We start from the raw sequence: 19,977 nt of genomic DNA, 5'->3' as shown, positions 1-19,977 counted from the left end.
GCCGCATTGCTGCGGCTGGCCCGTCGGACCGTTCGCCTGCCCCCCTCCGGACAGTCAGGCCGGGCAGCGGGCGCCGCGCGCCAGCGCGTCATCGGCGGGCCCGCCCGCATCTGGCGTCTGGCGGGCGCGCCCGTCTTGCGCGCGGCCCCGGGAGAAGGCGCGGCTGCGGCGGGCGGCGGCGCGCCGCACCGGACGGTTCGCGGAGCCGGCGTCGCGGCGCAGCTGCGACGGTGCTGATGGTCACGGGGGCTGGCGCGGCGGCGCCGGTCTGGCGCGGGCCGGCGTCATCGCCTGCGGCCTGGACGCGGACTTGCGGCTGCGCGGGCTCAGCAGGCGCGTGGCGGTGGCCCGCCAGCGGCCGGGAGCGTCGCCCACGTCATGAAGCGGCCCGCGCGCAGCGACGCGCCGCCGGAAGGCGGTTCCGGCGGCAAGCGCGGGCCTGCTCCTGCGCGGGGTTCCTGCGCCGGGACAGGAGGCGCCGGCCCCCTCGCGCCGCGCGCGGGCGCGGTCCGCGGGGGCGGAGGGGGCGCCGGGCGGCGGCGTCCGCGTCGCGCCGCTCAGGCGGCGGGCGGCCCGTAGATCTGGCGCGCCCGCGTCTCGAACGCCTCGGAGAACTTGTGGAAGGCGCGCTCGAACGCAGCGCCCATCATCATCCCCAGCATGCGGCTGCGGAACTCATAGCTGATGAAAAAGCCAACCTCGCAGCCGGAGCCGTCGGGCGTGAAGGTCCAGCGGTTGGTCAGGTGGCTGAACGGACCGTCCACATATTCGGCCACGATGCGGCTGCGCTCCGGATCCAGCGTCACCCGGCTGGTGAAGCTCTCGGCGATGTGGCGGTAGCCCACGCTCATGCGCGCCACCAGCACCTCGCGGTCCTCCTCGTCCCGCTCCCGGCGCAGGATCTTCAGACCCGTGCACAGGGGCAGGAACCCGGGGTATTTCTCGATGTCGGCGACGAGCGCGAACATCTCCTGCGGCGTGTAGCCAACCTTGCGGGACGTGGCGAACGTGGGCATCCGGCGGGAATCCGCGTGACGGCGCGCCCGGGAGGCGAAGGGCGCGCGGGTGACGGGCCGGCGCCCCCGCATGGGGCGCCGCGCGGCGCGAAGCCGGCCGCCACGGCGGGCGGTCGCGCCTGGACGGCGGCGATTCCGCTCGGGCGCCGCGCGTCACGGCAGCCACACATACCCGCCGCCGCGCCAGTTGCAAGCGCCGCGTCAGCCGCGGCGGCCTGAAAAAGACGGCGGGAGAAACGGCGGGCGCGGCCGGGCGCGGGCTCAGCGGCCGGCGCGTGCGGCGCGGGCCGCCTTCAGCCGCTCGAAATCCTCGCCCGCATGATGGGACGAGCGCGTCAGCGGGCTCGACGACACCATCAGGAAGCCCTTGGCCCGGGCCGTGGTGGCGTAGGCGGCGAACTCCGCCGGCGTGACGAAGCGGATCACCGGATGATGCTTGCGCGTCGGCTGCAGGTACTGGCCGATGGTGATGAAGTCCACGTCGGCGCTGCGCAGGTCGTCCATCAGCTGCAGCACCTCGTTGCGCTCCTCGCCGAGGCCCACCATGATGCCGGACTTGGTGAAGATGGACGGGTCCAGCTCCTTCACCCGCTGCAAAAGCCGCAGCGAATGGAAATAGCGCGCCCCGGGCCGCACCGTCAGATATTTCGACGGCACAGTCTCCAGGTTGTGGTTGAACACGTCGGGGCGGGCCGCCACCACGGTCTCCAGCGCGCCGGGCTTGCGCAGGAAGTCCGGCGTCAGCACCTCGATGGTGGTTTCCGGGGCCGTGCGGCGGATGGCGCCGATCACGTCGGCGAAATGCTGCGCGCCGCCGTCTTTCAGGTCGTCGCGGTCCACGGAGGTGATCACCACATGGCTGAGGCCGAGGCTGGCCACCGCCTCGGCCACGCGCCGCGGCTCGTCCGGATCCAGCGGCTGCGGCATGCCGGTCTTCACGTTGCAGAAGGCGCACGCCCGCGTGCAGGTGTCGCCCATGATCATGAAGGTGGCGTGCTTCTTCTCCCAGCACTCGCCGATATTGGGGCAGCCCGCCTCTTCGCACACCGTCACCAGGCGCGCGCCGCGCACGATGCGGCTGGTGGCGGCCCAAGCGGCCGAGCCCGGCGCCTTCACCCGCAGCCACTCCGGCTTGCGCAGCTGCACCGGCTGGTCCGGCCGGTGCGCCTTCTCCGGGTGACGCGCCGGCCTGGCCGCCGCGTCGCCGCCGGCGCCAGGGCGCGGATCATTGTTCAGCAAATCGAGCACAACAGCCATGAAGGGCTCCCGCCATCGCCTCTGCCGGGGCGGGCCATGCCCGCGCCGCGCCGGCGCCATCGCCATCCCTCCGGGACGCACGCGCCCGTCGCGGCGGATGCGCGCCCGCCGCGACCACGCGTCTCGCGTTTCCTCCGTCCCGCCGTTCCGGCTCTCCGCCGGCGCCGCGAACCTGCCCCGCAGATGGGGCGAAGTGAAGGCGCGCCGCCGGCCGCCGGGCGGACGTCAGGCCCTGCCCCGGATCGCCCGGTAAATCCAGATGATCAGCACCGCGCCGACCACTGCGGCCGCCAGGTTGCCCCAGAAGCCGTAAACCGTGACGCCCACCTGGCGGGCGAGGAAATTGCCGACCACCGCCCCGATGACGCCCATCAGGATGGTGGCGAAAAGCCCCATGGAGGCGCGGGTGACCTTCTCGGCGATCCAGCCGGCGATCGCGCCGACGATGATGGCCATGAAAATCCCGACGCCCGGCTGGCCAAGCGCGCCGTAAACCTCTGCGTCCATCCCCGTCTCCTTCCCCGTTGCCGGCCGCCGTGAGCCGGAATCGGTCCGGCGACCTTCCACGCGGTCAGGAGACAGTCTTGTCGCGTCACGTTCAAGCGCCGGCGCCGGCCGCGCCGGCCCGGACCGGCGCCGCGACGCGACAAATCCGGCGCGCTGTCACATCCCGGCCACGGCGCCGCCGACCGGCTCAGATGTGAATGGCCCGCCCCCAGGCGTCCAGCACGCTCTCGTGAATGGTCTCCGAGAGCGTCGGATGCGGGAACACCGTGGCCATCAGCTCCTCTTCGGTTGTCTCCAGGTTCATGGCGACGACGAAGCCGTGCACCAGCTCCGTCACTTCCGCGCCCACCAGATGCGCCCCCAGCAGCCGGCCGGTGGACTTCTCGAAAATGGTTTTCACCAGCCCGTCCGGTTCGCCCAGCGCGATGGCCTTGCCGTTGCCGATGAACGGGAAGCGGCCGACGCGGATGTCGTAGCCGGCCTCCCTGGCCTTCGCCTCGGTGAGGCCCACCGACGCCACCTGCGGATCGCAATAGGTGCATCCGGGAATGCGCGCGCGCTCCAGGGGGTGGGCCTTGAGCCCGCGTATGGCCTCGACGCAGGCCACGCCCTCATGCTCGGCCTTGTGCGCCAGCATGGGCGGGCCGGCCACGTCGCCGATGGCGTAAATCCCCGGCGCAGTGGTGCGCCCGAGCCCGTCGGTGACCACGCAGCCGCGCTCGGTCTTCACCCCCAGCCGCTCCAGCCCGAGATTCTCGATGTTGCCCACCACGCCGACGGCGCTGAGCACGCGCTCCACCTCGATGGTCCGGGCGGACCTGCCGTCGTCGACGGTGGCCACGACGCTGTCGGCCTTTTTCTCCAGCTTCGCCACCTTCGCCCCGGTGAGGAACCTGATCCCCCGCTTCTCCATGCGCTTGCGGGCGATGGCGGCGATTTCGGCGTCCTCCGCCGGCAGGATCTGCGGCAGCAGCTCCACCACGGTCACGTCGACGCCGAAGGCGTTGTAAAAGGAGGCGAACTCCACGCCGATGGCACCGGAGCCGGTGACCAGCAGCGACTTCGGCAGCCGCTCCGGAACCATGGCCTCGAAATAGCTCCACACCAGCCGGCCGTCCGGCTCCTGGCCGGGCAGCGCCCGCGGGCGCGCGCCTGTGGCGAGAATGACGTGGCTGGCCTCATAGTCGCCGGGGCCCTTCACGCCTTTCGGAACCGGCGGCTGCGGCTGCGCCGGCGGTTTCTGCGCGGGCTTCACCGAGATGGCGGCGGGCCGTCCGTCCGCGGCGGCGCGGGTCAGAGTCGCCTCGCCCCAGATCACGTCGACGCCGTTCTTCTTCAGCAGGAAGCCGACGCCGGCGTTGAGCTGCCGCGACACGGCGCGCGAGCGCTCCACCACCCTGGCGATGTCGAAGCCGGCCCCGGGCGCGCTCAGGCCATAGTCGGCGGCGCGCTCCATGTAGTGACGGATCTCCGCCGAGCGCAGCAGCGCCTTGGTGGGAATGCAGCCCCAGTTGAGGCAGATGCCGCCCAGATGCTCGCGCTCGACAATGGCGGTGCGGAAGCCGAGCTGCGCCGCGCGGATGGCGGTGACGTAGCCGCCCGGGCCCGAGCCGATGACGATGATGTCGTAAGTCTCTGCCATTGACGTCGCTTTCGCGGGGTTGGGCGGCGCCTCCGCCGCCAGCAGGTCAGCGCGGGGCCGCCCGGCCCCGCCGGCTCAGGCCAGGATGGCGGCCGGATTCTCCACCAGCGCCCTGAACGCCTGCAGCAGCCGGGCGCCGAGCACGCCGTCCACGGCGCGGTGGTCAACCGACAGCGTCACCGTCATCATGGTGGCCACGGCCGGCTGGCCGTTCTTCACGATCACCCGCTGCTGGCCCTCGCCCACCGCCAGGATGGTGGCGTGCGGCGGATTGATGACGGCGGCGAACTCCCGCACCCCGTACATGCCGAGGTTGGACACCGCCGCCGAGCCGCCCGTGTATTCCTCCGGCTTCAGCCGCCGGTTCTGGGCGCGGGCCGCCAGGTCGCGGATCTGCTGCGACAGCGCCGAAATGGCCAGCCGGTCGGCGTCGCGCACCACCGGCGTGATCAGCCCGCCGGGAATGGAGACCGCCACGCCCACGTCCACCGGGCGGTGGCGCAGGATGGCGTCGCCGGCGAAGGAGACGTTGGCGTCCGGCGTGCGCCGCAGCGCCCCGGCGAAGGCCTTCACCACCAGGTCGTTCACCGACACCTTCCACTCCGGCCGGCCGTCGGCGTCCCGCGGCGCGGCGGCGTTGAGCTGCTGGCGCAGGGCGAGCAGCGCGTCGATCTCGCAGTCCGCCGTGAGATAGAAATGCGGAATGGTCTGCTTCGACTCCACCAGCCGGCGGGCGATGGTGCGGCGCATGCCGTCGAGCGGGATTTCCTCATAGCTGCCGGGCGCGAACATGGCGCGCACCGCCGCCCCGTCCGGCGCCGCGGCCAGAACGGCCGGCGCGGCGCCGGCCTGGGGCTTCGCCGCCACGCCGGATTTCTTCGCCTCCAGCACGTCGCGCTCGATGATGCGGCCGCGCGGGCCGGAGCCCTTCAGCGCCGACAGGTCGACGCCCGCCTCCTTCGCGACCCGGCGGGCCAGGGGCGAAGCGAACACCCGCCCGCCCGTGGAGGCCGCTGCGGGCCCCGCCGCCTCAGGCGCGGGCCTTGCGGCCGCCTCCGGCGCGGGGCTGACCGTCTCCGGCGCGGGGCTGGCGGCTTCAGGCGCCGGGCTCGCGGCTTCCTGCGTCCGGGGTTTCGCCTGCGGCGCGGGCGTGGCGTCAGCGGCCGCGGCCGCCGCCTCGACCGTCTCGCCCTCGGCGGCGATGATGGCGATCACGGCGTTGACCGGCACGTCGTCGGTTCCTTCCGGAACGACGATCCTGGCCAGCACGCCCTCGTCCGCCGCCTCCACCTCCATGGTGGCCTTGTCGGTCTCGATCTCGGCGATGACGTCGCCCGGTTTCACCGCGTCGCCTTCCTGCGCCAGCCAGCGGCTGAGGCGGCCTTTCTCCATCGTCGGCGAGAGCGCCGGCATCAACACCTGGATCGGCATGCGCTTGGCTCCTCTCAGCGATAGCAGACGGCCTTCGCCGCCGCGACGACCTCGGCCGTGGACGGCAGGGCGAGCTTCTCCAGGTTGGCGGCGTAGGGCATGGGCACGTCCTTGCCGGTCACCCGCGCCACCGGGGCGTCGAGATAGTCGAACGCCTGCTCCATGATGCGCGCGGCGATCTCGGCCGACATGCCGCACTGCGGCCAGCCTTCCTCCACCACCACGCAGCGGTTGGTTTTCTGCACGGAGCGGACGATGGTCCCGGCGTCGAGCGGCCGCAGGGTGCGCAGGTCGATCACCTCCGCCTCAATGCCCTCGGCCGCCAGCTTCTCCGCCGCCTCCAGCGCGTACACCATGGCGTGAGACCAGGAGACGATGGTGACGTCGCCGCCCTTGCGGGCGATGCGCGCCTTGCCGATCGGCACCAGCCAGTCGTCGACCTGCGGCACCTCGAAAGAGTGGCCGTAGAGAATCTCGTTCTCGAGGAACACCACCGGATTGGGGCTGCGGATGGCCGCCTTGAGCAGGCCCTTGGCGTCCGCCGCCGTGTAGGGGGCGATGACGGTGAGGCCGGGAATGTGGCTGTACCAGGCGGAAAAGTCCTGGCTGTGCTGGGCCGCCACGCGGGCAGCCGCGCCGTTGGGGCCGCGGAACACGATGGGGCAGCTGAGCTGCCCGCCGGACATGTACAGCGTCTTGGCCGCCGAATTGATGATATGGTCGATGGCCTGCATCGAGAAGTTGAAGGTCATGAACTCCACGACGGGCCGCAGGCCGCCGAAGGCGGCGCCGACGCCAAGGCCGGCGAAGCCGTGTTCGGTGATGGGCGTGTCCACCACCCGTTTCGGCCCGAACTCCTGCAGCAGCCCCTGGGTGACCTTGTAGGCCCCCTGGTACTCGGCCACCTCCTCGCCCATGACGAACACCGTCCCGTCGCGGCGCATCTCCTCGGCCATGGCGTCGCGCAGGGCCTCGCGCACGGTCATTTTCACCGTGGGGACGCCCTCCGGCAGCTCCATGTCCTCGCCGGCCGTTTCGGCCGGTTTCGCGGGCGCGGCGGGGGCCCCGGGCGCGGCCGGCGCCGCCTGCGGCGCGGCGGGCGCCTGCGCGGGCGCCGGCGGAGCGCTTGCGGCGCTCACCTCCTCGCCCTCGGCGGCGATGATGGCGATGGGGGTGTTGACCTTCACGCCCTCGGCGCCTTCCGGCACCAGGATCTTCGCCAGCACGCCCTCGTCCACCGCCTCCACCTCCATGGTGGCCTTGTCGGTCTCGATCTCGGCGATGACGTCGCCGGCTTTCACGGCGTCGCCTTCCTTCTTCAGCCAGCGGCTCAGCTTGCCCTCTTCCATGGTGGGCGAAAGCGCGGGCATCAATACGTCTGTCGGCATGGGTCTGGCTCGGTCAATGGGGCTGCCGGAGGTCGCCGCCGCTTCGCCGGCGGGCGCCGTCCGCTGGTTCAGCCGCGCGGCGCGTCATGCGGCAGGGTCACGTCGGTCCACAGCTCGGACGGGTCCGGCTCCGGATCGTGGGTGGCGAAGTCGGCCGCTTCATTGACGACGCGGCGCACGTCGGCGTCGATCTGCTTGAGCTCGTCCTCGCTGACGCCATGCCTGTCGAGCAGGCGGCGGCGCACCTGGTCGATGGGGTCGTGCTCGGCGCGCACTTTCTCCACCTCGTCGCGGGTGCGGTATTTGGCCGGGTCGGACATGGAGTGGCCGCGGTAGCGGTAGGTCTGCATCTCGAGGATGTAGGGCCCCTTGCCGCTGCGCGCCCAGGCGATGGCGCGCTCGCCGGCGGCCTTCACCGCCCGCACGTCCATGCCGTCCACCTGTTCGCCGGGAATGTTGAAGGAAACGCCGCGCCTTGAGAAATCGGGCTGGGCGGTGGCGCGGGTCACCGCGGTGCCCATGGCGTAGCGGTTGTTCTCGATGACGTAGACCACCGGCAGCCGCCAGAGCTCCGCCATGTTGAAGCTCTCATAGACCTGGCCCTGGTTGGCGGCGCCGTCGCCGAAATAGGTCAGGCACACCGCGTCATCGCCCCGGTAGCGGCTGGCGAAGGCGAGCCCCGTGCCGATGGGAACCTGGGCGCCGACGATGCCATGCCCGCCGTAGAACTTCTTCTCGGTGGAGAACATGTGCATCGAGCCGCCCTTGCCTTTCGAGTAGCCGCCGCGGCGGCCGGTCAGCTCGGCCATCACCCCCTTCGGGTCCATGCCCATCACCAGCATGTGGCCATGATCGCGATAGCCGGTGATGTTCTGGTCGCCCTCCCTCGTCGCCATGTGCATGCCGACGACCACTGCTTCCTGGCCAATGTACAGGTGGCAGAAGCCGCCGATCAGCCCCATGCCGTACATCTGGCCGGCCTTCTCCTCGAAGCGCCGGATCAGCAGCATCATGCGGTAGGCTTCGAGCTCCTCCTCGCGGCCCAGCGGCGGCGGCTCCGCCGTGACGTTTACGCCGGATACGGCGTCCTCCGCGGCCTTCGGGCCGCCGGCGGTCTCCGCCGCAGCTCCAGACACGCGCCGCGCGCCCCTGGGCCTCGTGGCGGACCGCGCCGCGGTCGCGTTTGCGGAAGAACGGGCAGAAGCGGGTTTCTTCGTCATTACGGCCTCAGGTTGTCCGGCGCCGGTCGCGCCGATCGCTCGGGTTCACGCCCCGGGCTCCCCTACGTGGGCCCGTGTGAACCTATGCTCCTGGAGGACGGGCCCGTCGGCCAGTCCTCCTGTCGCCTGCCGGTCTCATACTAAAGTCTAATGTCCGGCGAGCGCAAGCCGCGCCCCGCCAGGCGCCTGACATTGCTGCGGATTGCGCAAGCCTGGTCCTTTCCGCCGGCCTGTCCGCGCCGCGCCCGCCGCGCGGGCGACGTCCCCATCCGGCGCTTCGCGGCCGCCGCCCCGGACCGCATAACCTTGCGCAGCAAGGAATGGCCGGCTCCGGCGCCGCCGGGGCGCCGCCATCGCCGCAAGCCCGGGCGGACAGTCCGGCGTCAGGTTTGACCGAAGCGCCGCCTGCGTCAATCCACGCTCATGGGCAGGCGGCGGCGCGCGCCCGCCCGCGCCCGCGTCAGGGCGGCGGCGCGGCGAAACGGCCGGCGGCTCAGTCGCCGTCTCCGGGCTGGATGATGACCAGATCGTTGGGGTGGACCATGCCGAGATTGCGGCGGGCCAGGTCCTCCAGCAGGTCGCGGTCGATGGAGCCGTCGCGCATGCGCGAGATGCGGTCCTCCATGACGGCGCGCTGCGCCTTCAGCGCGTTGAGCTCGGCGGTGAGGGCCATGATCTGGCCCTTGATCTCGCGCTTGGCCTCGAGGCCGCGCTGGCCGCTGTGGGCGTGCAGCACGAAATAGCCGACGATCACGCCTGAGACGAGATAGAGCGCAAGCGGCAGCAGGATGGAGCGGAAGCGGCGACGGATGACCATGGGCTGATCCTGCGCCGTATTGGTAAAAATTGGCTTGCGCATCATCGCGTCTGCGCCGCCCTTCCGGCGCCTTTCGCGCCGGTTTCCTCCTCCCGCGCCGGTTTTTTTCCGGCGCGTTCGGGGCGGCGCCCGCGACGCCGCCCGCAGGCGCGGCCGGATTCCGGCCAGCGCGCTGATTCTGGCGCCGCAACGGCGCCGCGCCGCTCATTCGTCCGGAACCAGCACCACCGAGCCGGTGGTCAGCCGCCCCTCGAGGGCGCGGTGGGCGTCCGCCGCCCGCGACAGCGGATAGCGGCCGGTGATGTGGGCGCTGATCACGCCGTTCTCCACCGCGTGGAACAGGTTGCTGGCCATGTCCATGAGCCGGGCGCGGTCGGCGGTGAAGGTGAACAGCGTCGGCCGCGTGGCGTAGAGCGCGCCGCGCGAGGCGAAGTCGGCCATGGAGACGCCCTCCACCGGGCCGGACGCGGCGCCGAAGTTCACATACATGCCGAACGGGCGCAGGCAGTCGAGCGAATCGCGGAAGGTCGCGCGGCCGACGCCGTCATACACCACGTGACACTTCTCGCCGCCGGTCAGCTCCTTCACCCGCTCCACCACGTTCTCGCGGCGGTACTGGATGACCTCGTCGCAGCCATTGGCGAGGGCCAGCGGGATCTTCTCGTCCGAGCCCACCGTGCCGATCACCCGCGCCCCCAGATGGCGCGCCCACTGGCAGGCCACAAGGCCGACGCCGCCGGCGGCGGCGTGGAACAGGATGGTGTGCTCCGGCCCCACCCGGAAGGTGCGGTGCAGCAGGAACTCGGCGGTGAGGCCCTTCAGCATCAGCGCCGCGGCGGTCTCGAAGCCGATGGCGCCCGGCAGCTTGACCACATTGGCCGCCGGCACGCAGCGCTCCTCCGCATAGGCGCCGATGGGGAACACATAGGCGACCCGGTCGCCGGGCGCGAAGTCATTGACGCCCTCGCCCACCGCCACGATCTCGCCGGCGCCTTCGCCGCCGGGAATGAACGGCCTTTTGATGGGATAGACGCCGCTGCGGTAGTACGTGTCCAGATAGTTGAGGCCGATGGCCATGTGGCGGACGCGGACTTCGCCCGGCCCCGGAAAGCCCGGATCATACTCCTCCAGGACCATCACCTCCGGTCCGCCGGTTTCGTGCACCACCATTGCCTTTGGCATGTTTCCCTCTCTCCGGCCCGGGCCGGCGCGTCCCCGCCCCGGCCCTGATTCACGTTATCGCTGTCGCTGACACGCAATCTGGCCGCCCGCGCGTCCGCGCGCCAGCCCCCCAAGGCGCCCGGCCCGCCGGGCGCAGGGGACAGACCCGGCGCCGACGCAAAAAAGGGGCCGCACATGCGGCCCCGCGCGTTTCATGATCGCTCCGCCGGCGCGGACGCGGGCGGAAGGCGCCGGCTCAGACGCCGTCGCCGTGGCCGGCCGGCGGCGCGCCCCCGCCATTGGCGCGCTCGCGGTTGCGGCGTGCCCAGACGTTGATGAACTCCACCGCCGCGGCGAAGCCCATGGCCGAATAGATGTAGGCGCGCGGCAGGTGGAAGCCGCCGCCCTCCGCCACCAGCGACACGCCGATGAGCAGCAGGAAGGCCAGGGCCAGCACCTTGGTGGTGGGATTTTCGGAGATGAAGCGCGCCACCACGCCCGAGGCCAGGTACATCACCGCCACGGCCACGAGCACCGCGAGCACCATCACCGACAGGTGCTCGGCCATGCCGATGGCGGTGACGATGGAGTCGATGGAGAACACGATGTCGATGACGGCGATCTGCGCCACGGCCGTCATGAACGCCTGCGGCGCGGCGGCCAGGCGCGCTTCATGGGCCTCGCCGCTCACCTCGGCGTGCATCTCGCTCACCGCCTTGTAAAGCAGGAACAGGCCGCCGCCGATCAGGATGATGTCGCGCCACGACAGCTCCTCGCCGAAGATGACCAGCACCGGATCGGTGAGCTGCATCAGCGCCGTGAGCGCGAACAGCAGCGCGATGCGGAACCCGAGCGCCATCGCCAGGCCAAGGCGGCGCGCGCGCTCCGCCTGCCCGGCCGGCAGCCGCGCCACCAGCACCGAAATGAACACCACATTGTCGATGCCGAGCACGATCTCCATGGCGCTCAGCGTCAGCAGGGCCGCCCAGCCTTCGGGACTCGCCAGCCAGTCAAACACGTGTCTCTCCATTGTTGCGCGGACGGGGCCGTCCGTCGCGCCGCCGCCGCGGCGGCGCGAGGCCGGAACGCTGCCGCCGCGTCTCCGGTTCCGCGGCATTTCAGCCGGGATGGGCCGGCGCGCGTTCTATGGTACAAGGAACCGTCCGTCCAATTCAGCAGGAAAGGCGCCTTCGGGCCATGCCGCATCCAACGCCTGACATCGCCGCGCCTGACGTCGCCGTGATCGGCGCCGGCGCCGCCGGATACGCCGCCGCCCTGTGTCTCGCGCAGGAAGGCTTCCGCACCGTGCTGCTCGGAACCCCGGCCGTGGCCGCGCCGGGGCGGACGGTGGCGCTGTTCGGCGGCTCGGTGGCCTTCCTGCGCGCCATCGGCGCCTGGGAGCAGGTGCGGGCGAAGGCGGCCCCCATGGACGCCATGCGCATCGCCGACGTCACCGACAGCCTGTTCGCCGCTCCGCCCCTCAGCTTCAGCGCCGGCGAACTGGGCCTCGATTCGTTTGGCTGCAACATCCCCAATGACGATCTGGTGGGCGTGCTGGCGCAGCTCGCCGATGGGCGTGACAGTCTCGCCGTGCGCCCGGAGACGGTGACGGACGTCGCCTTCCGCGCCGGCGGGCCGGAGCTCACCCTCGCCTCCGGCGCGCGGCTGCGGCCGCGGCTGGTGGTGGGGGCCGACGGCGCCCGCTCGCTCACCCGCCAGCGCGCCGGCATCGGCGCCCGCACGTGGAGCTACCCGCAGGCGGCGCTTACCGGCGTTTTCCGCCACACGCTCGGCCATCGCAACGCCTCCACCGAGCTGCACACCCGCCGCGGCCCCTTCACCCTGGTGCCGATGCCCGGCCGGCGCTCCAGCCTGGTGTGGGTGACGACCCCCGACGACGCCCGGCGCCTCGCCAGCCTGCCGCCGCAGGAGCTGGGGCGCGCGGTGGAGGCCCAGGCCCAGTCCCTGCTCGGCGAAATGGAGCCGGAGGGCGCGTGCGGCGTCATTCCCATGCGCGGCCTCAGGGCGGAGCGTTTCGCCAGCCACTGCGTGGCGCTGGTTGGGGAAGCCGGCCACGTGTTTCCGCCCATCGGCGCCCAGGGGCTCAATCTCGGACTGCGCGACGTCGCGGCGCTGCGCGACTGTCTCGTCGCCGCCCGCGACCGCGGCGCCGGGCCGGACGATCCCCGGGCGCTGGACGCCTATGACCGCAGCCGGCGGCTGGACGTCGCCGCCCGCACCACGGTGATCGACGCGCTCAACCGCGCCCTGCTCAGCCGCAATCCGGCGGTGGACCTGCTGCGCGGGGCCGGCATGCTGGCCATGCGCGGGCTGAAGCCGCTGCGCCGCTTCGCCATGCGCGAGGGGCTGGCGCCGCATCTGGGCCTGCCGGAGCTGATGCGCGCGTGGCGCTGAAGCCTGGCGCTTCGCCGCCGCCGCTTTCCGCCGTCACCGCCCCCGCGCGGCGCACTGGACTGCGGCGCGCGTCTGACCTATCGCAGGGACCAAGGCGCCTCAGGGCGCGTTCAGAGCACGGGCGGCCGGCGCAACCGGCCCGGCCGCCGACACCTCGCCAAGGAGCACCCGATGAAGTTGCCCCGCCAGTTTTTCCGCCCGCTCGCCATCGGCGCGCCGCAGCCCTACACGGAGCTGCCGGTGCGGCTCGAGCGCATGATCCATTTCGTGCCGCCGCACAATGAAAAGATGCGCGCCAAGGTGCCGGAGCTGATCAGGCAGGTCGACGTGGTGCTCGGCAATCTCGAGGACGCCATCCCCGCCGACCAGAAGGAGAACGCCCGCGCCGGCTTCATCAAGATGGCGCAGGAGAACGACTTTGGCTCCACCGGCCTGTGGACCCGCGTCAACTGTCTCAACAGCCCGTGGGCGCTCGACGACATCATCGAGATCGTCGCCAATGTCGGCGACAAGCTCGACGTGATGATGCTGCCGAAGGTGGAGGGGCCGTGGGACATCCACTATCTCGACCAGCTGCTGGCCCAGCTTGAGGCCAGGTACAGGGTGAAGAAGCCGATCCTGATTCACGCCATCCTGGAGACCGCCGAGGGCGTGAAGAACGTGGAGGCCATCGCGGGCGCCTCGCCGCGCATGCACGGCATGAGCCTTGGCCCGGCCGATCTCGCCGCCTCCCGCGGCATGAAGACCACCCGCGTCGGCGGCGGTCACCCGGACTACAAGGTGATCTCCGACCCGACGGCCGACGGCGCCCCGCGCCAGATCGCCCAGCAGGATCCGTGGCACTACACCATCGCCCGCATGGTGGACGCCTGCCAGTCGCACGGCATCAAGGCGTTCTACGGCCCGTTCGGCGACTTCTCGGACCAGGAGGCGTGCGAGGCGCAGTTCCGCAACGCCTTCCTGCTCGGCTGCGCCGGCGCCTGGTCGCTGCACCCCACCCAGATCGCCATCGCCAAGCGCGTGTTCAGCCCCGATCCGGCCGAGGTCGCCTTCGCCCGGCGCATTCTCGAGGCGATGCCGGACGGCACCGGCGCGGTGATGATCGACGGCAAGATGCAGGACGACGCCACCTGGAAGCAGGCCAAAGTGATCGTCGACCTGGCGAAGATCGTCGCCAGCAAGGACGCCGAATACGCGAAAATCTACGGCTTCTGAGCCATCTCACGGGCGGCGCGCGTCTGCGCCGCCCGTTCTGCGCCGGCGGCGTCTGGCGGCTTGCCGGAGGCGCCGCCGCGGAGGCATCATCGGGCCCGGGCCGGCGTCGCGACGCGGGGCCGGCCGCCCCCGGCAAAGGGAAGCGCTCTTGCGGAGAAACCTCGCATGAAGACCGGAACGGCCAAGTTTGCCATCGGACAGGTCGTGCGCCATCGCATTTATCCGTTTCGCGGCGTGATCTTCGACGTTGATCCGGAATTCGCCAACACCGAGGAATGGTGGCGGTCCATTCCGGAAGAGGTCCGGCCGGCGCGCGACCAGCCCTTCTATCACCTGCTGGCCGAGAACGAGGAAACCCAGTACATCGCCTATGTGTCCGAGCAGAACCTGGTGCCGGACCTGTCAGGCGCGCCGGTGCGCCATCCGCGCGTCGATGAATTTTTCGTGCGCGGCGACGACGGCCACTATCATGTGAGGCCGCGACACGCCCACTGATCCCCTGCGCAGGGCGTCATCCGCCGCAACGGCGGGCGCCGGGCAGCCCGCGCCGCTTCCTCCCCACAGCCGCAAGCGGCGTTCCGCGCTCCGCCGGCGGCCCGCGCGGCCACAGGCTCGCCGGGGCGCGCCGGGGAGGACTGTCCGGCGAAGACGGCCCGGCGAATCTGTCCATGGAGGACCGCCAATGCGACGGCATCTCACCCCGCGGGCCGGCGCCATCGCCGCCGGCGTCCTGACGCTCCTGTCCTGCCTCGCCGGGGCCGGCGCGGCGCGCGCCGACGGCGACTTTCTCCGGGACATGATGAAAACCGGCCCCAAGGCCCATGACGCGTGGTGCCAGCGCGAGGCGATGCAGCGGGTCGCCGCCTCGCCCACCCTGGCCGCGGCGCTGCCGGAACGCTGCAACGCCGATTACGCCAGCCGCCTGCTGGCCTGCGTGCAGGCGCCCGCCGGCGACGGCGACGACGGCCGCATGCAGACCCGCCTGCGCGCCTGCATGGCGCGGCTGGCCGGGGACGGCGTCCGCGCCTCCCGTTGACGCCGCCGCGTGCGGCCGTCCGCCGGCCCCCCGGCATGCAGTATTACCGGATGCTCCCGCCCGCCGCGCGACGGTCCTGACCGGCCGGCCGCCAGGAACCCAGTAGCCAGGAACCCTGTAGCCAGGTCCCCTGTCGCCAGGAGAACGCTGTCGCCCGTACCGCCGTCGCCTGGCGGAACGCGCCGCGGCGCGGACCGGCCCCCGCCGTCCGGGGACGTCGCCGCGCAGACGCCGCACGAAAAAGCCCGCCGGACGGCGGGCTTTTTCGCGTGAGCCGGAAGGGCCGGAATTATTTCTTCTGGCCGCCCTGCTGCTGTTGCTGGTGCTTCTGGGCTTCTTCCTGGGCCTTTTTCTGCATGGCCTCCTGCAGCTTGCGCTGCTGCTCCTCGAGCACCTTGGGATCGATGCCCGGGCCGTCGAAGCCCTTGGCGAAGCCGGCCAGCGGCACCTGGAAGGTGACGACGTTGGCGGCCTGGTTCTGGACCGAAACGTTCAGGTTCTGGCCCTTCTTCATCGCCGCGACGTCGCTGTCCTTGATCTGGGCCTCGGCGAAGCAGCCGTTGGGGAAGCACAGCGCGTAACGGCCTTCGATGGGCTGGCCCTGATCGATGGTGACGCGGATGCCGGGCTGCAGCAGCAGGCCGAGCGGCAGCAGGAAGCGCATCATCTTCTGCTGCTCGCCCTTCACGTCGTACACGGCGACGGCGAGCACCGGCTGGCCCTGGTCAGAGACGAAGTCGCGGGTGGTGTAGCAGATTTCGCGGCCGGCCACCGGATCCTTGCCGCAGACCTTGGTCCAGTCGGCCTGCGACGGCTCAGGCTTCACCGAAACCACCACCGGACCGGCCGGCGGCTGCGGCGCCTGCTGCTGTTGCTGCTGCTGTTGCTGTTGCTGCGCAGGTTTGGCCTGCGCAAAAGCGGCTGCCGGAGCCAACGCCGCTCCCAGCGCCAGGAGGGCGGCGGCGCCACGGGTCGCCCTGACGCCTGCAGACCTTGTGTTAAATGCCATGAAGTTTTCCCTTCGATCACAGCCCGTCCCGAGCGCCTGCGCGATCCCTGTTCCCGCACGCCGCCCGAAATTGCCTCTCACGTATCAGATTCCGTCCTGTCCTGCAGCGGCGCCGGTCGCCTGCGCCCCGGGACGCGAGATCCCGGCGCCCGTCGCAACCGGCCGGACTGGCGCGACTCGCGACAGCCTGGCGGACAACCCGGCCTCTCCCGAAACGCGCATCGCAGTGATGTCACGCTGAATGAGGCGGTTACAAGGCCGTCAGCACATCAGATCACTTATCGCGATCGGACGCGCCGTTCCAGTCCCCATACGCCGTCCGCGCGCGGCGCCCGTCCTTCCGCCCAGGCCCTCCGCCCAGGCCCTCCGCCCAGGTTCCTCCGCCCAGGTTCCTCCACCCACGTCCCTCCGCCCAGGTCCTTCCGCGCCGGTCCCGCGTCCGGGCCGTCCGGCCCGGCCGCCGGTGATGCGGGCCGCCATTCATTTTCCCTGAACTTTCCCCAGATATGAAGACGTCATGATGCGGACGGCGGCCCTGACATTACTGGCGGCGATACTGGCGACGCAGCCGGCGCAGGCGGCGGGCCCCGACGGCGCCTTCAGCACGCCGGCCGGCCCCGCCTGCGAGGCGTTGCTGGCGGATCCGCCCGCCCTTCCCGGCGCCATGACCATGTATGGCGCGCCGGGGTGGCCGCGCGGGCCGGACGGCGAATTCGTGGCGCTGGAAAGCCGCTGGCCCGGCCGGCGCGGCGGGCGCCTCACCCTCGGCGTTCACGGCGCCTTCGACAGCCTCAATCCCTTCACCGTCAAGGGCATGTCGGCGCCGGCGGCGGTCAGCATGCTCACGGTGCAGTCGCTGATGCGTCGCGCCCTCGACGAGCCGTTCACCCTGTATCCGCAGATCGCCCGGGCGGCGCGGGTGGCGCCGGATCTCTCCTGCGTCGTCTTCTGGCTCGATCCCCGCGCCCGTTTCAGCGACGGCCGGCCAGTGACGGCGCAGGACGTGACGTTCAGCTTCGCCCTGCTCGCCGTCCACGGGCGGCCCAACCACCGCAACGCCCTGCGCCGGATCACCGGCGTCTCCACGCCCGATCCGGGCCGCATCGCCATCGCCCTCGCCGGCAACCAGGACCGCGAGCTGCCGATGATCCTGGCCATGACGCCGGTGCTGCCCAGACACGCCACCCCCGCCGGCGAGGCCTTCGCCCGCACCGGCTTCACGCCGCTCACCGGCTCCGGCCCCTATGAGGTGGCCAGCGTGCGCCCCGGCGAGAGCGTCACCTTCCGCCGCGTGAAGAACTGGTGGGGCGACGCCGCGCCGTCCCTGCGCGACGCCTTCCGTTTCGACGAAATCCGCTACGACTACTATCGCGACGTCACGGCGCTGGCCAGCGCCTTCAGCGCCGGGCTCATCGACGTGCGCATCGAGACCGAGCCGCGGCGCTGGATGGCCGCCCGCCGCCTTCCGGCCGTCCGCGACGGCCGCATCCTGCTGGAGCACGCGCCCGTCGCCGCGCCAAAGGGCATGACCGGCTTCGTGTTCAACGAGCGCCGCCGGCCGTTCGGCGACGCGCGGGTGCGCGAGGCGCTGACCTGCGCCTTTGACTTCGAATGGGTGAACCGCGCCTACTATCACGGCCTCTACCGGAGGGCGGACAGCTATTTCGCCGGTTCCGAACTCTCCGCCGCCGGCCGCCCGGCCACGGAAAAGGAGCGCGCCCTGCTGGCCCCGTTCCCGGGGGCGGTGCGCGAGGACATCATGGAGGGGCGCTGGCGGCCGCCGGCCAGCGACGGCGCCGGCCGCGACCGGGCCGCCCTCGCCCGCGCCGTCGGCCTGCTGGCGGAGGCGGGCTACGCGCTGAAAGACGGCCGCATGCGCGACGGCGCCGGCCGGCCGCTGGCCTTCGAGGTGATGGTCACGGGCCGCGACGACGAGCGCCTCGCCCTGGCCCTGCAGGCGGGGCTGAAGCGCATCGGCGTCGCCGTGCGGGTGCGGGTGGTCGATTCCGTGCAGTATGAGCGCCGCCGCCAGACGTTCGACTACGACATGATCATCGCCGCCTGGCGGGCCTCGCCCTCGCCCGGAAACGAGCAGTATTTCCGCTGGGGCTCGCGGGCGGCGGACCAGCAGGCGTCGTTCAACTTCGCCGGGGTGAAATCGCCGGCGGCCGACGCCATGATCGCCGCCGTCACCGCCGCCGCCACCCGCGAGGATCACGTCGCCGCCGTGCGGGCGCTGGACCGGGTGCTGCTCTCCGGCTTTCACGTCATCCCGCTTTATTACGCGCCGCATGTGTGGCTGGCGCGCTGGAGGCATGTTGGCCGGCCCGACCCCCTGCCGCTCCTCGGGCCGGCGCCGGAAACCTGGTGGCGGACGGATCTTTCCGCCGCCTCGGGCGTTACCGGCGCAGACGCCGGCGGCGCGCCCGGCGAAGCCGGACGGACGCGCGTCCGCCAGAGCCTGCAGTTGCGCCGGCGCGACGGCGGCTGTTCAATGCCGCATGTCCCGGCCGCGGCCGGGCCCGCCATACGCCCCAGGGAGAAAACGTCATGCCAGCCGCCGGCCCGCGCCAGTCTTTCCACGTCGACGTGATTTCCGACGTGGTGTGCCCGTGGTGCTTCATCGGCAAGAGGCGCCTCGAGAAGGCCATCGCCATGGTTCCGGAGCTGCGTGTGACGGTGGCCTGGCGGCCGTACCAGCTTGATCCGCACGTGCCGCCAGGCGGCCTCGACCGGCGCGTCTACATGGAGCGCAAGTTTGGCTCGCGCGAGCGGCTGGAGGCCATTCACCAGCGCCTCGCCGCCGAGGGCGAAAAGGAAGGGCTCGCCTTCCGTTTCGACCTCATCCGCCGCACGCCCAACACGCTGGACGCCCACCGCCTGATCGGCTGGGCTGCGCCGCTGGGCCTGCAGGACGCCGTGGTGGAGGCGCTGTTCCGCGCCTTCTTCATGGAAGGGCGCGACGTGGGCGACCGCGCGGTTCTGGCGGACATCGCCGCCAGCTGCGGCATGGACGGCGCGGCGGCGCGGCTGGCCGGCGCCGACGACGCGACGCTGGTGTCGGCGGCGGTGGAGCAGGCCCGCGACATGGGCGTGTCCGGCGTGCCCTGCTTCATTCTGGCGGAGCGCCTGGCCCTGCCCGGCGCCCAGGACCCGGAGACCATTGCCCGCTACATGCGGCGCATGGCGCAAAAGCTGAAGCTGGAGGCCGTGGGGACCGGCCCTGCCGGCGCCTGCGCCGCGGACGGCGGCGCCTGCTGATCACCGGCGTTCGCGGCGCGCCGCGGCCGCCTCCCGTGGCTTCCGTCCCCGGCCTTCCGGCGGGCGGCGGAAGGCTCCCGAACCTGCGCAGCGGAGGAAACAGCGATGCCAGTTGACGTGAAATACACCGCGACGGCCACCGCCGCCGGCGGGCGCGACGGCGTTGCCCGTTCGGACGACGGGCGGCTGGAGGTGAAGCTCTCGATCCCGAAGGAGCTCGGCGGCGACGGCGGGCCGGGAACCAATCCGGAGCAGCTGTTCGCGGCCGGTTATTCCGCCTGTTTCATTGGCGCGATGAAGGCGGCGGCCCGACAGCTGAAAATCCGCGCGCCGGACGACGTGTGGGTCACGGCGAAGGTCGGCATCGGCCCGCGTTCCGGGGGAGGCTTCGGCATCACGGCGGCGCTGGCTGTTTCACTGCCGGGCCTGGACCGCGCCGAGGCGCAGCGGCTGGTGGAGGCGGCCCACCAGATCTGCCCCTACTCCAACGCCACCCGCGGCAATGTGGACGTGCAGCTGACCATCGTCTGACGCGCGCAATGGCGCTGGCTGGCGGGCGTTCCGCGGCGTGCGCGCGCCATGCGGCGGGACAGCCCCGGCGC

The 19,977-nt window shown here is 71.8% G+C and carries 18 protein-coding genes; 7 read left to right on the top strand and 11 right to left on the bottom strand.

Going from position 1 to position 19,977, the window contains the following annotated elements; all coding sequences use genetic code 11:
• Positions 1-557: 557 nt before the first annotated feature.
• From ACFFJB_RS07025 to ACFFJB_RS06980, 10 genes are all read right to left on the bottom strand, one after another.
• Positions 558-1,016 carry a type II toxin-antitoxin system RatA family toxin gene (locus ACFFJB_RS07025; protein WP_376830538.1) on the bottom strand — a complete coding sequence of 153 codons (459 nt, stop codon included), beginning with the start codon at positions 1,014-1,016 and terminating at the stop codon, positions 558-560.
• A gap of 261 nt (positions 1,017-1,277) precedes the next feature.
• The gene (gene lipA, locus ACFFJB_RS07020) at positions 1,278-2,273 is read right to left on the bottom strand and encodes a lipoyl synthase (protein ID WP_376830537.1); all 996 of its coding nucleotides are present in this window, start codon (positions 2,271-2,273) and stop codon (positions 1,278-1,280) included.
• 225 nt (positions 2,274-2,498) lie between these two features.
• Complete coding sequence (locus ACFFJB_RS07015; protein ID WP_376830536.1) at positions 2,499-2,780, bottom strand: GlsB/YeaQ/YmgE family stress response membrane protein; 282 nt, start codon at positions 2,778-2,780, stop codon at positions 2,499-2,501.
• 187 nt (positions 2,781-2,967) lie between these two features.
• Entirely contained in the window at positions 2,968-4,422 is a 1,455-nt protein-coding gene (gene lpdA, locus ACFFJB_RS07010; RefSeq protein ID WP_376830535.1) for a dihydrolipoyl dehydrogenase, read from the bottom strand.
• A 75-nt stretch (positions 4,423-4,497) separates the two neighbouring features.
• Entirely contained in the window at positions 4,498-5,853 is a 1,356-nt protein-coding gene (locus ACFFJB_RS07005) for a pyruvate dehydrogenase complex dihydrolipoamide acetyltransferase (protein WP_376830534.1), read from the bottom strand.
• A 14-nt stretch (positions 5,854-5,867) separates the two neighbouring features.
• Entirely contained in the window at positions 5,868-7,241 is a 1,374-nt protein-coding gene (locus tag ACFFJB_RS07000) for a pyruvate dehydrogenase complex E1 component subunit beta (protein ID WP_376830533.1), read from the bottom strand.
• Positions 7,242-7,309: 68 nt separating this feature from the next.
• Positions 7,310-8,377, bottom strand: a complete 1,068-nt coding sequence (gene pdhA / locus ACFFJB_RS06995) for a pyruvate dehydrogenase (acetyl-transferring) E1 component subunit alpha (protein ID WP_376830532.1) — start codon at positions 8,375-8,377, stop codon at positions 7,310-7,312.
• 577 nt (positions 8,378-8,954) lie between these two features.
• Positions 8,955-9,278, bottom strand: coding sequence for an FtsB family cell division protein (locus tag ACFFJB_RS06990; protein ID WP_376830531.1), 324 nt, complete (start codon positions 9,276-9,278; stop codon positions 8,955-8,957).
• Between the two features lie 204 nt (positions 9,279-9,482).
• Positions 9,483-10,460, bottom strand: coding sequence for a quinone oxidoreductase family protein (locus ACFFJB_RS06985; RefSeq protein ID WP_376830530.1), 978 nt, complete (start codon positions 10,458-10,460; stop codon positions 9,483-9,485).
• A 235-nt stretch (positions 10,461-10,695) separates the two neighbouring features.
• Positions 10,696-11,457, bottom strand: coding sequence for a TerC family protein (locus ACFFJB_RS06980; RefSeq protein ID WP_376830529.1), 762 nt, complete (start codon positions 11,455-11,457; stop codon positions 10,696-10,698).
• Positions 11,458-11,636: 179 nt separating this feature from the next.
• Between ACFFJB_RS06980 and ACFFJB_RS06975 the strand changes: the two genes are divergently transcribed.
• The 4 genes from ACFFJB_RS06975 (at position 11,637) to ACFFJB_RS06960 (ending at position 15,105) form a co-directional block, all read left to right on the top strand.
• Positions 11,637-12,854 carry an FAD-dependent monooxygenase gene (locus tag ACFFJB_RS06975; RefSeq protein WP_376830528.1) on the top strand — a complete coding sequence of 406 codons (1,218 nt, stop codon included), beginning with the start codon at positions 11,637-11,639 and terminating at the stop codon, positions 12,852-12,854.
• A 171-nt stretch (positions 12,855-13,025) separates the two neighbouring features.
• A complete protein-coding gene (locus tag ACFFJB_RS06970) occupies positions 13,026-14,069 on the top strand; it encodes an HpcH/HpaI aldolase/citrate lyase family protein (RefSeq protein ID WP_376830527.1) in 1,044 nt (347 codons plus the stop codon).
• 165 nt (positions 14,070-14,234) lie between these two features.
• Positions 14,235-14,564 carry a heat shock protein HspQ gene (hspQ, locus tag ACFFJB_RS06965; protein WP_376830526.1) on the top strand — a complete coding sequence of 110 codons (330 nt, stop codon included), beginning with the start codon at positions 14,235-14,237 and terminating at the stop codon, positions 14,562-14,564.
• A 187-nt stretch (positions 14,565-14,751) separates the two neighbouring features.
• Positions 14,752-15,105, top strand: coding sequence for a hypothetical protein (locus tag ACFFJB_RS06960; protein WP_376830525.1), 354 nt, complete (start codon positions 14,752-14,754; stop codon positions 15,103-15,105).
• 289 nt (positions 15,106-15,394) lie between these two features.
• On the opposite strand, the gene ACFFJB_RS06955 is transcribed toward ACFFJB_RS06960, so the two are convergent.
• Positions 15,395-16,114: an invasion associated locus B family protein gene (locus tag ACFFJB_RS06955; protein WP_376830524.1), complete on the bottom strand. Its 720-nt coding sequence runs from the start codon at positions 16,112-16,114 to the stop codon at positions 15,395-15,397.
• A 517-nt stretch (positions 16,115-16,631) separates the two neighbouring features.
• Between ACFFJB_RS06955 and ACFFJB_RS06950 the strand changes: the two genes are divergently transcribed.
• From ACFFJB_RS06950 to ACFFJB_RS06940, 3 genes are all read left to right on the top strand, one after another.
• Entirely contained in the window at positions 16,632-18,707 is a 2,076-nt protein-coding gene (locus ACFFJB_RS06950; protein ID WP_376830523.1) for an extracellular solute-binding protein, read from the top strand.
• Positions 18,665-19,375, top strand: coding sequence for a DsbA family oxidoreductase (locus ACFFJB_RS06945; RefSeq protein WP_376830522.1), 711 nt, complete (start codon positions 18,665-18,667; stop codon positions 19,373-19,375). The genes ACFFJB_RS06950 and ACFFJB_RS06945 overlap by 43 nt, the downstream gene beginning before the upstream one ends.
• Positions 19,376-19,480: 105 nt before the next feature.
• Entirely contained in the window at positions 19,481-19,906 is a 426-nt protein-coding gene (locus ACFFJB_RS06940; protein ID WP_376830521.1) for an organic hydroperoxide resistance protein, read from the top strand.
• The last annotated feature ends 71 nt before the right edge of the window (positions 19,907-19,977 follow it).

The organism is Camelimonas abortus (assembly GCF_042432745.1).
GTDB classification, from domain to species: Bacteria; Pseudomonadota; Alphaproteobacteria; order Rhizobiales; family Beijerinckiaceae; genus Camelimonas; species Camelimonas abortus.
Note: the sequence above shows the minus strand (reverse complement) of the source record. Positions and strands in the feature narration are given on the sequence as shown.

Excerpts from the sequence above, each read along its gene's own strand:
- ACFFJB_RS07005 (WP_376830534.1), bottom strand. The coding sequence starts at position 5,853 with ATGCCGATCCAGGTGTTGATGCCGGCGCTCTCGCCGACGATGGAGAAA.
- ACFFJB_RS06955 (WP_376830524.1), bottom strand. The coding sequence starts at position 16,114 with ATGGCATTTAACACAAGGTCTGCAGGCGTCAGGGCGACCCGTGGCGCC.
- ACFFJB_RS06945 (WP_376830522.1), top strand. The coding sequence starts at position 18,665 with ATGCCAGCCGCCGGCCCGCGCCAGTCTTTCCACGTCGACGTGATTTCC.
- ACFFJB_RS06990 (WP_376830531.1), bottom strand. The coding sequence starts at position 9,278 with ATGGTCATCCGTCGCCGCTTCCGCTCCATCCTGCTGCCGCTTGCGCTC.
- ACFFJB_RS06940 (WP_376830521.1), top strand. The coding sequence starts at position 19,481 with ATGCCAGTTGACGTGAAATACACCGCGACGGCCACCGCCGCCGGCGGG.
- ACFFJB_RS06950 (WP_376830523.1), top strand. The coding sequence starts at position 16,632 with ATGATGCGGACGGCGGCCCTGACATTACTGGCGGCGATACTGGCGACG.
- ACFFJB_RS07025 (WP_376830538.1), bottom strand. The coding sequence starts at position 1,016 with ATGCCCACGTTCGCCACGTCCCGCAAGGTTGGCTACACGCCGCAGGAG.
- ACFFJB_RS07015 (WP_376830536.1), bottom strand. The coding sequence starts at position 2,780 with ATGGACGCAGAGGTTTACGGCGCGCTTGGCCAGCCGGGCGTCGGGATT.
- ACFFJB_RS06985 (WP_376830530.1), bottom strand. The coding sequence starts at position 10,460 with ATGCCAAAGGCAATGGTGGTGCACGAAACCGGCGGACCGGAGGTGATG.
- ACFFJB_RS06970 (WP_376830527.1), top strand. The coding sequence starts at position 13,026 with ATGAAGTTGCCCCGCCAGTTTTTCCGCCCGCTCGCCATCGGCGCGCCG.
- ACFFJB_RS06960 (WP_376830525.1), top strand. The coding sequence starts at position 14,752 with ATGCGACGGCATCTCACCCCGCGGGCCGGCGCCATCGCCGCCGGCGTC.
- lpdA (WP_376830535.1), bottom strand. The coding sequence starts at position 4,422 with ATGGCAGAGACTTACGACATCATCGTCATCGGCTCGGGCCCGGGCGGC.
- ACFFJB_RS06975 (WP_376830528.1), top strand. The coding sequence starts at position 11,637 with ATGCCGCATCCAACGCCTGACATCGCCGCGCCTGACGTCGCCGTGATC.
- hspQ (WP_376830526.1), top strand. The coding sequence starts at position 14,235 with ATGAAGACCGGAACGGCCAAGTTTGCCATCGGACAGGTCGTGCGCCAT.
- ACFFJB_RS07000 (WP_376830533.1), bottom strand. The coding sequence starts at position 7,241 with ATGCCGACAGACGTATTGATGCCCGCGCTTTCGCCCACCATGGAAGAG.
- lipA (WP_376830537.1), bottom strand. The coding sequence starts at position 2,273 with ATGGCTGTTGTGCTCGATTTGCTGAACAATGATCCGCGCCCTGGCGCC.